At 71.6% G+C, this 12,463-nt stretch carries 12 protein-coding genes and 1 pseudogene; 6 read left to right on the top strand and 7 right to left on the bottom strand.

Going from position 1 to position 12,463, the window contains the following annotated elements:
* Position 1 precedes the first annotated feature (1 nt).
* Both AC30CM_RS05380 and AC30CM_RS05375 read right to left on the bottom strand, forming a co-directional pair.
* Positions 2-706: a cutinase family protein gene (locus AC30CM_RS05380; RefSeq protein WP_490115796.1), complete on the bottom strand. Its 705-nt coding sequence runs from the start codon at positions 704-706 to the stop codon at positions 2-4.
* 43 nt (positions 707-749) lie between these two features.
* Complete coding sequence (locus AC30CM_RS05375) at positions 750-1,673, bottom strand: AEC family transporter (protein WP_490115795.1); 924 nt, start codon at positions 1,671-1,673, stop codon at positions 750-752.
* A 59-nt stretch (positions 1,674-1,732) separates the two neighbouring features.
* Here AC30CM_RS05375 and AC30CM_RS05370 point away from each other — a divergent pair, with 59 nt between their 5' ends.
* Together AC30CM_RS05370 and AC30CM_RS05365 are read left to right on the top strand one after the other, a co-directional pair.
* Positions 1,733-2,713: an alpha/beta hydrolase family protein gene (locus AC30CM_RS05370; RefSeq protein ID WP_490115794.1), complete on the top strand. Its 981-nt coding sequence runs from the start codon at positions 1,733-1,735 to the stop codon at positions 2,711-2,713.
* On the top strand, positions 2,706-3,332 hold the full coding sequence (locus AC30CM_RS05365; protein WP_490115793.1) for a TetR/AcrR family transcriptional regulator: 627 nt from the start codon (positions 2,706-2,708) through the stop codon (positions 3,330-3,332). The genes AC30CM_RS05370 and AC30CM_RS05365 overlap by 8 nt, the downstream gene beginning before the upstream one ends.
* A 9-nt stretch (positions 3,333-3,341) precedes the next feature.
* Here AC30CM_RS05365 and AC30CM_RS05360 read toward each other — a convergent pair whose 3' ends face one another.
* Entirely contained in the window at positions 3,342-4,028 is a 687-nt protein-coding gene (locus AC30CM_RS05360; protein ID WP_490115792.1) for a GAF and ANTAR domain-containing protein, read from the bottom strand.
* 99 nt (positions 4,029-4,127) lie between these two features.
* Here AC30CM_RS05360 and AC30CM_RS05355 point away from each other — a divergent pair, with 99 nt between their 5' ends.
* Positions 4,128-4,550, top strand: coding sequence for a PPOX class F420-dependent oxidoreductase (locus AC30CM_RS05355; protein WP_490115791.1), 423 nt, complete (start codon positions 4,128-4,130; stop codon positions 4,548-4,550).
* A gap of 62 nt (positions 4,551-4,612) precedes the next feature.
* Here the strand turns inward: AC30CM_RS05355 and AC30CM_RS05350 are convergent, their stop codons facing one another.
* Both AC30CM_RS05350 and AC30CM_RS05345 read right to left on the bottom strand, forming a co-directional pair.
* Positions 4,613-5,473, bottom strand: a complete 861-nt coding sequence (locus AC30CM_RS05350; RefSeq protein ID WP_490115790.1) for a cutinase family protein — start codon at positions 5,471-5,473, stop codon at positions 4,613-4,615.
* Between the two features lie 46 nt (positions 5,474-5,519).
* Positions 5,520-6,239 (bottom strand): NUDIX hydrolase, encoded by a 720-nt coding sequence (locus tag AC30CM_RS05345; protein ID WP_490115789.1) that lies wholly within the window; start codon positions 6,237-6,239, stop codon positions 5,520-5,522.
* A 112-nt stretch (positions 6,240-6,351) separates the two neighbouring features.
* Between AC30CM_RS05345 and AC30CM_RS05340 the strand changes: the two genes are divergently transcribed.
* Positions 6,352-7,293, top strand: a complete 942-nt coding sequence (locus tag AC30CM_RS05340; RefSeq protein WP_490115788.1) for an NAD(P)/FAD-dependent oxidoreductase — start codon at positions 6,352-6,354, stop codon at positions 7,291-7,293.
* On the opposite strand, the gene AC30CM_RS05335 is transcribed toward AC30CM_RS05340, so the two are convergent.
* Entirely contained in the window at positions 7,283-7,438 is a 156-nt protein-coding gene (locus AC30CM_RS05335; RefSeq protein WP_490115787.1) for a hypothetical protein, read from the bottom strand. The genes AC30CM_RS05340 and AC30CM_RS05335 overlap by 11 nt on opposite strands.
* 107 nt (positions 7,439-7,545) lie before the next feature.
* Between AC30CM_RS05335 and AC30CM_RS05330 the strand changes: the two genes are divergently transcribed.
* Positions 7,546-10,089, top strand: a complete 2,544-nt coding sequence (locus AC30CM_RS05330) for a DEAD/DEAH box helicase (protein ID WP_490115786.1) — start codon at positions 7,546-7,548, stop codon at positions 10,087-10,089.
* Between the two features lie 4 nt (positions 10,090-10,093).
* Here the strand turns inward: AC30CM_RS05330 and AC30CM_RS05325 are convergent.
* Positions 10,094-11,396: pseudogene (locus AC30CM_RS05325) on the bottom strand (aspartate aminotransferase family protein).
* A 323-nt stretch (positions 11,397-11,719) separates the two neighbouring features.
* On the opposite strand from AC30CM_RS05325, the gene AC30CM_RS05320 reads away from it, so the two are divergent.
* Positions 11,720-12,460 carry a cutinase family protein gene (locus tag AC30CM_RS05320; protein WP_490115874.1) on the top strand — a complete coding sequence of 247 codons (741 nt, stop codon included), beginning with the start codon at positions 11,720-11,722 and terminating at the stop codon, positions 12,458-12,460.
* Positions 12,461-12,463: the final 3 nt, after the last annotated feature.

The following is a 12,463-nucleotide window of genomic DNA, read 5'->3' as shown; positions in this document are numbered from 1 at the left end:
GTCAGAGGCGACCGACCGCGTAGGCGGCGCCGTCGGCCACCATGCCGTTGACGGGATAGAGCGCGTGCGCCACGGTGGGGCCGCCACCGGGGACGTTCTCGCAGATGGTGTCACCGGGCGCGCAGAGTTCGAGCGTCTTGCTCGCGAACGCCGGACCGATGGTCACCGCCGGGGCGCCGTACTGGGACAGGAAGTCCGGAGACGGCTTGCCGAACAGCACGACCGCGGCGACCTTGTCGGCGACCGCGGGGGGCAGCGGCTTGGGCACCATGTCGGCGGGCACGCCCGCGGGCACCGTGGACGACGTCACGAAACCGGACACCACCGCGCCCTGCGAGTACCCGCCGAGGACCAGGCGGGTGTTGGGGCAGTTGGCCGCCATGGTCTCCACGTGCGTCGCGGCGTCGTCGATGCCGTCGATCACCGTGCGGGCGAACGCTTCCCGGTCGTCGAAGTTGCTGCTGGCCGGGTAGTTCACGGCGTACACGTCGACGCTGCGGCCCGGTGCCTGCGCGCGCACCGCGTCGACGAACGACTGCCCGACGCCGCCGACGCCGGGCGCCTCGGCAGTGCCGCGGGCGAACACCACCTGCACGTCGGGACAGGGCGCGGCGGCGGCAGTGGGTGCCGTGACGGCGAGCACCCCCGTCCAGCCCAGCAGCGCGGCGGCGGCGAGTGCCCGGATCGGGTGCGTCAGAGAGACCATGGCGCTTCCATACCCCGGCGACCCGCGGCCAAACCCCGCTCGGCTAACTACCGAGCACGCCGACGATCGCGGCGATCACCGGTACCGACAGCACGGTCGAGGCCAGCGTGACGTCGCGTGCCAGGCCCTCGTTGCGCCGGTAGACGGCGGCGTAGGTGTTGATGTTCTGCGCCGACGGCAATGCCGACAGCACCGTGACGAGCAGGATCTGCGCGGGGCTGGCCGCAAAGCCCCACCGCGCGATGGCGTAGGCCGCCGCGGGCATGACGAGCACCTTGAGCGCCAGCACCAGGGCCACGTCGACGCGATCCGCACGCGGCGGCCGCTCGGTGGGGCTGCTCAGCGAGATGCCGAAGGCCAACAGCACGGTCGGGATCGCCAGGTCGGCGAGGAGTCGCAGGGGATCCTCGACCGGCTGCGGTAGGTCGACGTGCAGGCCGGCCAGGACCAGGCCGATGGCGCTGGCGGAGATGATGGGGTTGGTCACCAGCGTCCACAGCTGGCGTCCCGAGGAGCGTCGCGGCTCGGTGACCGAGTTCAAGATCGCCATGCCCATCGGGGCCAGCACCAGGACCTGGAACAGGATGATCGCGGACACCTCGGTGGTGCTGCCGAACACGTACGCGCTCAGGGGGATGCCGAGGTTGCCCGCGTTCGCGTACGACGCCGTCCAGGCGGCGATGGTGGCATCCCCGCGCGGCTTGCGCCGGATGCCTGCGATCACCGCGAAGCCCAGGGCGAACGATCCCACCGCGCAGATGCCGGTCACCAGCAGCGGCAGGGAGAAGATCTGCCCGAGGGTGGCCTCCGACAGACTCAGCAGCAGCAGCGCCGGAACCCCGACGTGGAAGGCCACTCGGTTGAGCACCATGCGGGCGTTCTCCCCGAGCACGCCCGTGCGCCCGACGATCGCTCCGACGCCGATCACGACACCGATCACGGCAAACGCTTCGAAGACGGCCAACACCTGGCCAATCCTTCACGGTCATCACCGCTGCCGCGCCGCCGGGCGGTTATCGTGCACGCATGCTCGTGCGTCCCCGCTGGTACGCGGCCAGGGTCTGGACGATGGTCTGGGCGCTGGCCTGTGCCGCGATGCTGCTCACCGCGTGCGGCGACGGCGGCGCCCCGGCCGAGCAACCGCCGTCCGCACCCGCCGATCCGGTCGTGGTCAATGCCGACATCACGGTGCACCGCCTGGAGTACGCGACCCGCGGACCCGCCGATCCGCTGCAGAACTGGGCTGACTTCTATCTGCCCGCGGGACCGCAGCGCCGCGACAGCATCCCGCTCGTCGTGCTGATCCACGGCGGCTCGTGGAAGGCGCAGTGGGGTGCGGGCACCATGCGCTCCTACGCCATGGACCTCGCGCGCCGCGGGATGGCGGTGTACAACGTCGAGTACCGGAGGGTGGGCTCCGGCGGGGGCTGGCCCACCACGTTCACCGACGTCGCCGACGCCCTGGACTACGTGGTCCAGGTCGACGAGCGCTTCCCGCAGATCACCGTCGACGACGAACTGGTGGTGGGGCACAGCGCGGGGGCTCAGCTGGCCGCCTGGGCAAGTACGCGGAACACGCTGCGGCCCAACGAAATCGGGAGCGAGCCGAAGTTCCGACCCACCCGGGTGGTGGCGCTGGCCGGGCCGTTGGACATGACGTACGCGGCCACCCACGGCAACGATCGCATCGTCACCGTCCTGGGCGGCACCCCCACCCAGGTACCCCAGCGCTACCGGTCGGTGGACCCGATCCAGAACATCGATCCGACCATGCCGGTCATCGCCATCCACGGCGATCGCGACACGGTGGTGCCCCTGTCGCAGTCGCAGCGCTACATCTCCGCGGTGGACCGCCGCGGTGGCATCGGGGCGTTGATCATCGCCAAGGGCGAGGATCACGTGTCGATCGTCGACGCCCGGTCTCGGGCGTATCGCCACATCCTCGACGTCATCACCGACGCCTCGCACCGGTCGGTTCGGCAACTGGCGGCCGACTATCGTGGCTGACGGGCGGGGCCGCAACGAGGAGGCGCGTCTCGCGGTGTCGCGCCAGGCGTGCGCGTTGTTCTGGGAACGCGGCGTCGCGGGCACCAGCGGCGACGACATCGCCTCGGCCGCAGGCCTTTCGACGCGAACCATCTGGCGGTACTTCCGGAGCAAGGAGAGCTGCGTCGAGCCCGTGCTGTCGAAGTCGGCGCAGCGCTTCCTGGCCACCGCCCGGCGATGGCCGCCCGAGTTGTCGTTGGCCGAACACCTCGCCGCCGACGACGTGAGCCATCCGCTGAGCCCGCGCGACATCGAGGACGAGCGCATGGCGCTGCGCATCGCCACGCTGTCGCTGACCGATCCCGCGGTCCGGACGTCCTATCTGATGGTGCACGACGAGATGGAGCGCGGACTGATCCCGGTGATCGCGTCGCGGCTGGGCTTGCCCGACGGCGACCTGACCGTGCGACTGTGCGCGGCGGCCGTCACCGGAGCGTTCCGGGTGGTCGACGAGGAGGTGGCCATCGCGATCGTGGTGGACCGGCGCACGATGACCGCCGACGAGGTACTGGCGTTGATGGAACGTGCCGTGCAGGAGGCGACCAACGGCCGGCTGGGCGGTCCGGTGGCGTCCGCCTGAGCCGGCGGATCAATCGTCGCGCGAGTCGATGACGCGCTGCGCGATGACGGTCAGCGTCGTGCCCTCCTCCTGGGCCAGGGCGCGCAGCATCTCGAACGCCCGGAGGTCGCCCACCCGGTAGCGCTCCATGATGATGCCCTTGGCCTGCCCCACGCGGTCACGGGTGGCCAGCTCCGAACGCAGGTCGTCGCGGCGCTGGCCGGCCAGGATCGCGGCCACCGCGTGCGCGGCCAGGACGGCGCCGGTGGTGATGGCCTCGGCGTCCCAGGCCCGCGGCTCGAAGCCGAACAGGTTGAGCGCCCCGGCCGTGCGATCGGTGGTGTACAGCCGGAACGACATTCCGCTGAGCACCCCGAGTTTCGCGACCTCCGCCGAGTAGGCGGGCCACCGGGGCTCGTCGCGAAAGTCCTCGGTGGTGACCACCAGGTCGTCGAGCGCGGCCTCCAGGCAGGGGCCCTCCTGGAACGTCTCCTGCAGCACGTCGAGTTCGCAGGGCAGCGGGCTGGTGCAGGCATGCGACTCGTAGCTGCCCTCGCCGGTGATCAACAGGATGCCCGCGGTGTCGATGCCGTCGATCAGGTCGACGGCCGCGGCCGTCACGTCGGAGAAGATCTCGTCGCGGCCACGCGGCGCCGCCATCGCCCGGGCCAGCTCCGCCATGCGCGTCGTCACCTCGTAGGGGCGGGGCACATCCATGACGGTATTCCTGCCCCGCGCGACGTCACCGCAAACCTGCGCGCCGTTCCCGGCACGGCACACGGGCGGGCACACGGCCGGGCGACCTACCGTGACACCATGACCGAACTCACACCAGACGTCGTCGACTTCCTGTCCGCCGGTACCCGCACCGGGATGCTCGGCTACCTCGCGTCCGACGGGCGTCCGCTGGTGGCGCCCGTGTGGTTCGTGGTCGACGGCGACCGCCTGATCTTCAACACCGGCTCGTCGACGGCGAAGGGCAAGGCGCTGCGCCGCGATCCCCGGGTGGTGCTGACCGTCGACGACCCGCACCCGCCGTACTCGTTCGTCCAGGTGCAGGGCGTCGCCGAACTGAGCGAGGACCTCGCGGCGGTGCGCGAGTTCGCGGCCCGCATCGGCGGCCGATACATGGGCGCCGATCGGGCCGACGAGTTCGGGCGGCGCAACGGGGTCCCCGGTGAGCTGCTGGTGTCGATCAGGCCGACGAAGGTCAACAAGGCCTTCGACCTGGCCGACTGAGCGTCACCCGACCCGGGGGGCTGCGGCAGCCCCGCGGACGTCACGACACCCGTGCGCGCGCCTCAGCCGTGCTGGGCGCTCAGCTGCAGATCGGCCGAGCCGGGCACGGCCGCACCGGACACCGTCGGCCCGCTGGCGGCGACCAGCTGGTACAGCGGTGCGCCCCAGGCATGGGGACCACTGGTGGCGGGGGCGTACGCGGTGTGGATGGCCACGACGGCCGGCGACATCACGTCGACGTCGGAGTCGGGATCGAAGTCGCACACCGGATCCCCGACGTCGCAGACGCTGATGGTGCGCGCGCCGATCGAGGGCGGCAGCGGGGACGTGTTGGTCGACGCCAGGATGGAGTGGTCCTGGGCCACGCCCATCCCCTTGCCGGGCAACCCGGCCGTCGTGCCCATCGGGATGGTGTTGTCGACGGGCAACCGGTCCCCGTCGGCGACCAGCAGCGCCGCGGCCACGTGCGGATCGTCGGCCAGGTCGTAGAGGTTGCGGTGGATCACCATGGCGCCCTGGGAGTAGCCGGCCAGCACCACCTTGGTGTTCGGGCACTGGGCGGTGAACGCCTCCAACTGCTTCGCCGTGGCCGCCGTGCCGTCCTTGACGCTGCCGAGGAACGTCAGCCATCCGCTGATGCTGCCGTCGGCGGGCACGGGTGCGGCGGGGTACTGCACGGACTCCGCGGTGATGGTCTTGCCGTCGACGGCCAGCTCCGACGCCAGCTGCTGGTACGAGGCGTACATCACGCTGCCCATGCCGCCGTAGTTGTAGACCCCGGCACCGTCGCGCTGGCCCGAGCCGGCCGCGCCGATCCAGTGGTAGTCGCCGCACGCGGCAGGCGCCGCCTGCGCCGTGGCGGTGGCCAGACCGGCCCATGCGATGCCTGCGGCCAGCACGGCCACCCCGAGACGACGAATCACAGCTGGTTCATCGACGTGCCGGAACCGCGCGTTACAGCGCGCCGGTTCACTTCCAGGCGAACACCGGTTGCTCCAAACCGTCGACGCGGTCGCTGCGGCCCTCCAGTCCCAGCCAGCGCAGTTGCAGCAGCACCGCACCCGTCGGCGCGTGGATGAGGTCGTTGCCCAGGGGGATCTGCACGACGGGGCGCGGGCTCTCCGCGATGGTCACGTACCGCGGTGAATCGGGTCGCCGCAGCTGGTGCAGGCCCACCCGGTAGGCCGCCACCACCTCGTCGGGTGCCGGGCGCGGGTCCAGCCGGCCGCCGCCCCACACCACCACCGGCGTGATGACGTAACCGGACCGCGTGGCGTAGTCGTCGAGCAGCCCGAGGACCTGCGTCTCGGGCAGCCGCAACCCCAGCTCCTCGTCGGTCTCGCGCAGCGCGGCGGCGACGGCGGTCTCGCCGGGATCCAGCCGGCCGCCGGGCAGCGCCCACTGCGCGGCATGCGTCGACAGCCGCGAGGCACGCCGGCACAGGAAGAACGCCGCACCGCCCGAGACGTCGACCATCCGGCCGTCGAGACCCTCGTCCGGCAGGTCGCGCCCGCCGATCCAGTCGTCGACGTCGGCCGGGTCCACCCGGTCCTCACCCACCTCGGAGTCCACCAGCACCACCGCGACCGCGGCGTGCCGCCTGGTCGGATCCGCGACGGCGCGGCGGTCGTGTCGAGCCAGGTGCGTCCGGATGCGCTCGCGCAGCGCGTCGTCGTAGGCGATGGTCACGCGCTCGACGATAGGCAGCCCCACCGGCGGCATCGGTCAGGGCGTGGCGTCGTGGCATGTGGCGTCGTGGCGTCGTGGTCGGCGCACGGCCGGCGCGACTAGGTTGGCAACCATGTCGTCGGCACGCGTGGCAGTGGTGGGCGCCGGGATGTCGGGTGCGGCCTGTGCGCGGGCGCTCCTCGATCACGGCGTCGACGTGACGGTCTACGAGCGCGGCCGCGCACCCGGCGGTCGCATGGCGTCGCCGACCGTGCACGACCGTCGCGTCGACCTCGGCGCCGCCTACTTCACCGTCGGCGACCCCGAGTTCTCCGCCGTCGTGTCCCGCTGGGTCCAGGCCGGCCTGGCCCGGCCGTGGACGGACACCTTCGACGTGTTCTCCGCGGACGGACGTTCCACCACCACCGGTCCGCTGCGGTATGCGGCGCCGAACGGGTTGCGCGCGCTGGTCCGCGACGTCCTGCCCGACACCCGGACCGGCGTGCCGACGTTGGAGACGGAGGTCACGGCGCTCGCCGATCTCGATCACGACGCCGTGGTGCTCGCGATGCCGGATCCGCAGGCCGCGCGGCTGGCGCCGGATGCCGCCCGGTGGGTCGACTACGCGCCGGTGATCGCGGTCGCCGCCGGGTGGCCGGCCCGCCACTGGGACGTCGACGCCGCGGCGTTCGTCAACGACGAACCCGACGTCAGCTTCGTCGCCGACGACGGCTCGCGGCGCGGCGACCGCGCACCCGTGCTCGTCGCGCACGCCTCCCCGGACCTGGCCCGCGAACACCTGGACGACCCGGAGCGGGTCGTGGCGCCGGTCCTGGACTGCGTGCGTCGACTCCTCGACCTGCCCGAGCCGGACTGGACGTACGCCCACCGCTGGACCTTCGCCAAACCCACGGGCACGCACGGGGAGGCCCCGTTCGCGCTGGTGTCGCGGGACGGCCGGCCGCTGGGACTGTGCGGCGACGCCTGGTGTCCAGAGGGTGCACCGCGCGTCGAGTCGGCGTGGGCGTCGGGCGCGCGGTTGGGCGCGGCGCTGGCCCGGACTCTCAGCGGCTGACCCGCCTGGCGTGTTCCGGGCAGTCGTCGTACCAGCACGACGGGCCGCGCCGCGATTCCGGGTTGGTGCCCACCTGGACCACCCGGACGTACATCGGGCGGCCACACGCGCACGTGTCGCCGGTGTACTCGTTGCGTCTCGCCACGGGCGGCCTCCTGCGGTGTTCTCCGATGGTGTTCCCCGTCGGCGTTCGCGACGTTCCCTTCCCCGAATGCCCAGAATCTGCAAAGTCATGCCAGGCTGGGGGACGACATGACCGCCCGCCCCCTGCTCGCCGACCCCGCCGACCTCTCCGCACTGCGATCCCAGGGCGACGACCCCGACGGCCTGTTCGCCGCGTTCGCCGACTGGGCGCAGGACCGCGGCACCGCGCTCTACCCGGCCCAGGAGGAAGCGCTGATCGAGGTGGTCAGCGGGGCCAACGTGGTCCTGGCGACACCCACCGGATCCGGCAAGTCCCTGGTGGCGACGGGAGCGCAGTACGCCGCGCTGGCCGCGGGCCGTCGTAGCTACTACACCGCACCCATCAAGGCGCTCGTCAGCGAGAAGTTCTTCGCCCTGTGCGACGTCTTCGGCGCCGTCAACGTCGGCATGCTCACCGGCGACGCGTCGGTGAACGCCGACGCCCCGATCATCGCGTGCACGGCCGAGATCCTCGCCAACGTCGCGTTGCGCGAGGGCGCCGAGGCCGACGCCGGGTTGGTGGTCATGGACGAGTTCCACTTCTACGGCGACCCCGACCGCGGCTGGGCGTGGCAGGTGCCGCTGCTGGAGCTGCCCCGCGCCCAATTCCTGTTGATGTCGGCCACTCTCGGCGACGTCACGTTCCTCCGCGAGGACCTGACGCGGCGCACGGGCCGGCCCACCGCGCTGGTGGCGGGCGCGGAGCGTCCCGTGCCGCTGTTCTACTCCTACGCCACCACGCCGATGCACGAGACCATCTCCGATCTCCTGGACACGTCGCAGGCGCCGATCTACGTCGTGCACTTCACCCAGGCGTCCGCGCTCGAGCGCGCCCAGGCGTTGATGAGCGTCAACGTGGCGAGCAAGGAGCAGAAGGCCGAGATCCGCGACGCCATCGGCGCCTTCCGGTTCTCGACGGCGTTCGGCACTGCGCTGTCGCGGCTGGTCCGCCATGGCATCGGGGTGCACCACGCGGGCATGCTGCCAAAGTATCGGCGGTTGGTGGAGCAACTCGCCCAAGCCGGGTTGTTGAAGGTCATCTGCGGCACCGACACCCTCGGCGTCGGCATCAACGTCCCCATCCGCACCGTGGTGTTCTCGGCGCTGTCGAAGTACGACGGCACCCGCACCCGGCTGCTCAACGCCCGCGAGTTCCACCAGATCGCCGGGCGCGCCGGCCGGGCGGGATACGACACGGCCGGCACGGTGGTGGTGCAGGCCCCCGACCACGAAGTGGAGAACCTCAAGCAGTTCGCCAAGGTGGCCGACGACCCGAAGAAGCGGCGAAAGTTGGTGCGCCGCAAGGCTCCGGAAGGCATGGTCCCGTGGAACGAGGCAACCATGACCCGGCTCGTCGCCGCGCCGCCGGAGCCCTTGACCAGCAACATGCGCGTCACCACGGCGATGATCCTCGACGTCGTCGACCGGCCGGGCGACCCCTGCCTGGCCATGCGCCGCCTCCTCACGGACAACCACGAACCCCGTAAGCGTCAGCTGCGCCACATCCGCGAGGCGGTCGGCATCGCGCGGTCACTGCTGCAGGCCGGCGTGCTGGAACGGGTGGCTGCCGACGGGACCACGGCGCAGGCCTCGACCTACCGGCTCACCGTCGACCTCCCACCGAATTTCGCGCTGAACCAGCCGCTGTCGACGTTCGCGCTCGCGGTCGTGGAGACCCTGGACCCGGAATCGGAGACGTTCGCCCTGGACGTGGTGTCGGTGATCGAGGCCACGCTGGAAGACCCACGCCAGATCCTGGCCGCGCAGCTGTCGAAGGCCAGGGGCGAGGCCGTCGCGCAGATGAAGGCCGACGGCATCGAGTACGACGAACGCATCGAGCTGCTCGACGAGATCACCCATCCTCAGCCGCTGCGGGACCTGCTGGAGCACGCGTTCGAGGTGTACTGCCAGACCAACCCGTGGGCCGCCGACGGACGCCCCTCCCCCAAGTCGGTGGTACGCGAGATGTGGGAGCGGGGCCTGACGTTTCGCGAGTACGTCAGCGCGTACGGACTGACGCGCACCGAGGGGGCGGTCCTGCGCTACCTGTCCGACGCCTACAAGGCGCTGCGGTCCGGGGTGCCGGCGCAGGCCCGCACCGACGAGGTCGTCGACGTCGTGGAGTGGTTGGGTGAGCTGGTGCGCCAGGTGGATTCGAGTCTGCTCGACGAGTGGGAGCAGCTGACCAGCCCCGACCAGCCCGCCGACGTGCCCGTGGCGGTGCCCACGCGGCCGCGGCCGTTGACCGGCAACGAGCGGGCCTTCACCGCGATGGTCCGCAACGCGCTGTTCCGTCGGGTCGAGGCGTTCGCCAGGCGCCGCTGGGACGAACTGGGCGAGTTGGACCGCAGCGCCGGATGGGACGGTGCGCGCTGGGAAGCCGTGGGGCAGGCCTACTTCGACGAGCACGACGACGTGGGCACGGGTCCCGACGCCCGCGGCCCGGCGCTGCTGCTGTTCGACCGGGGTCCCACGACGTGGCGCGTGCGGCAGGTGTTCGACGACCCCGCGGGCGACCGCGACTGGGGCATCGACGTCGAGGTGGACCTCGAGGCCTCCGACGAGGAGGGCGCCCCGGTGCTGCGCGTCGTCGACGCAGGCCGCATGGACTGACCGGCTAGCGTTTCAGGACCGCCTGCAGCGCGTCGTCGAGGATGTCGAGGCCGGCGTCGAGTTCGGCATCGGTGATCGTCAGCGGCGGCGCGATGCGGAAGATGCCGCCCATGCCGGGCAATTGCACGATGTTCACGTGCAGCCCGCGCCGCAGGCACTCCGCGGTGACCGCGGCGCCGAGTTCGTCGGCGGGCGTCTTGCGTTCCTCGTCCGTCACCAGTTCCAACCCCTGCAGCAGACCTCGCCCGCGTACGTCACCCACCTGGTCGTACCGCGCGCGCAGGTCCTCGAGCCGCGCGGTGAGCCGTCCCCCAAGGGCGGCGGCCCGGGCCACCAGGCCGTCGCGCTGCACCACGGTGAGCACCGTGCGCGCCACCGCGGCAGCCAGCGGATCGGACACGTGAGTGGTGAAGAACAGGAAACCCCGTTCGTGACAGCGGGATTCGATCTCCTCGCTGGTCACCACGGCGGCCACGGGCAGGCCCGCTCCCAACGTCTTGGAGAGGGTCAGCAGGTCGGGCGTCACGCCGTCGCGCTCGAAGGCATACATCGAGCCGGTCCGTCCCAGCCCGGTCTGCGCCTCGTCGAGGATCAACAGCATGCCGCGTTCGGTGCACAGCTCGCGCAGCCGGCGCAGGTATCCGACGGGCAGCTCGACCGATGCCTCCCGAGGACAGGATGGGCTCGACGAGGCACGCCGCCAGGCTGCCGCACGACTGCGCGTCGACGCCGGCGAAGCCGTACTCCAGTTCGGCCTCCCAGTCGTGACTGCCGTCGGGACGGCGGAACGGCGAGCGGTAGGCGTTCGGCGTGGGCAGCACCAGGTTGCCCGGCATGGGCGGACCGTGGCCGCGGCGACCCGCGCTGAACGTCGCCGACGCCGCACCCGACGTCATGCCGTGCCAGGACCGGTCGAACGAGACGATCTCGAACTTGCCGGTGTAGAGCTTGGCCATCTTGATGGCCGCCTCGTTGGACTCCGCGCCCGTGGTGAGCAGCAACACCTTGGACAGCTCGGCGGGCAAGGTCTCGGCGAGCATCCGCGACACCTCGACCACCGGGGGCGTCAGCATGCCGCTGTAGGTGTGGTCGAGCGTGGCGATCGCCTCCGACACCGTGGCCACCACGTCGGGGTGCGCGTGTCCCAGCACCGCACTCATCTGACCCGAGGTGAAGTCCAGGATCGCCGCACCCGCGTCGTCGTAGACGTAGCACCCCCGGGCCCGCTCGATGATCCTCGGCACGAACGCCGCCCCGTACCGCACCACGTGTGCGGTCGCGTCGTCCCAGAATTGCCGCCCGTCCATCGCGACCTCCTTCACCACGGGCCACCATAACGGCCCGGGACACCTGCACGGCCGTCGGCGCGACGTCGGCGCGACACTGCCGCCCGACCCTCGGATGCGCACCCGATCACCGTGCTGAGCTGGTGGGACATCGACCGCGCCGCCGCGCCCGGAAAAATACCGATACGATCTAAGCAATTGCGGTTTGGCGGTGGCCGACCCGGGTAACCGCTGACCGTCCTTCGGGGCAACGACGCCCGAGGAGATGCCGGATACGCAACGTTGAGATGGATTGGGTCGAGAAGATGACGTTGGCACGTTGGTTGGCGGTAGCACCAGTGGCGATGACGGTGGCGGGGGCGGCGCTCGTCGGCTCACCCGCGGCGGGAGCGGAACCCGCGCCACCCCCCGGCCCGCCGGCTCCGGCCGCGGCGCCCTGCCCGGACGTCCGGGTGGTGTTCGCCCGCGGCACGTTCGAACCCGCGGGCGTGGGCGCCACGGGCCAGGCGTTCGTCGACGCGTTGCGGGCGCGCGCACCCGAGAAGTCGGTCGACGTCTACGCCGTGAACTACCCCGCCTCGCTGGACTTCGCGACCGCAGCCGACGGTGTCATCGACGCCAGCAACGAGGTGCGCGCCACGGCCGCGCAATGTCCGAACACCAAGGTGGTGCTGGGTGGCTACTCGCAGGGCGCGGCGGTCGCGGCCTACATCACCGCCGACAAGGTGCCCGACGGGTGGACCCCACCCGCGGGCATCACGGGACCCATGCCGCCGGAGGTGTCCGATCACGTCGCCGCCGTCGCGCTGTTCGGCAAGCCGTCCAGCGGGTTCCTGCAGATGATCTACACCGGCGCACCCCCGATCACGGTCGGCTCGCGCTACGCGGCCAAGACCACCGACGTGTGCATCCCCGAGGATCCGGTGTGCTCGCCCACCGGCGGTGACAACGGTGCCCACGGCTCCTACATCGCCCGCGGACTCACCGATCAGGCGGCCGACTACGTCGTCGGCAAGCTCCCCGCCGGCGGCACTGCTCCCAAGCCGGCTCCCGCACCGCAGCCCATGGCGCAGGCCGCCGGGTAGCCG

This window comes from Mycobacterium sp. DHQP2018-32-09, from assembly GCF_058148405.1.
The sequence above is the reverse complement of the archived record's forward strand: the minus strand, read 5'-3'. Positions and strand labels throughout refer to the sequence as shown.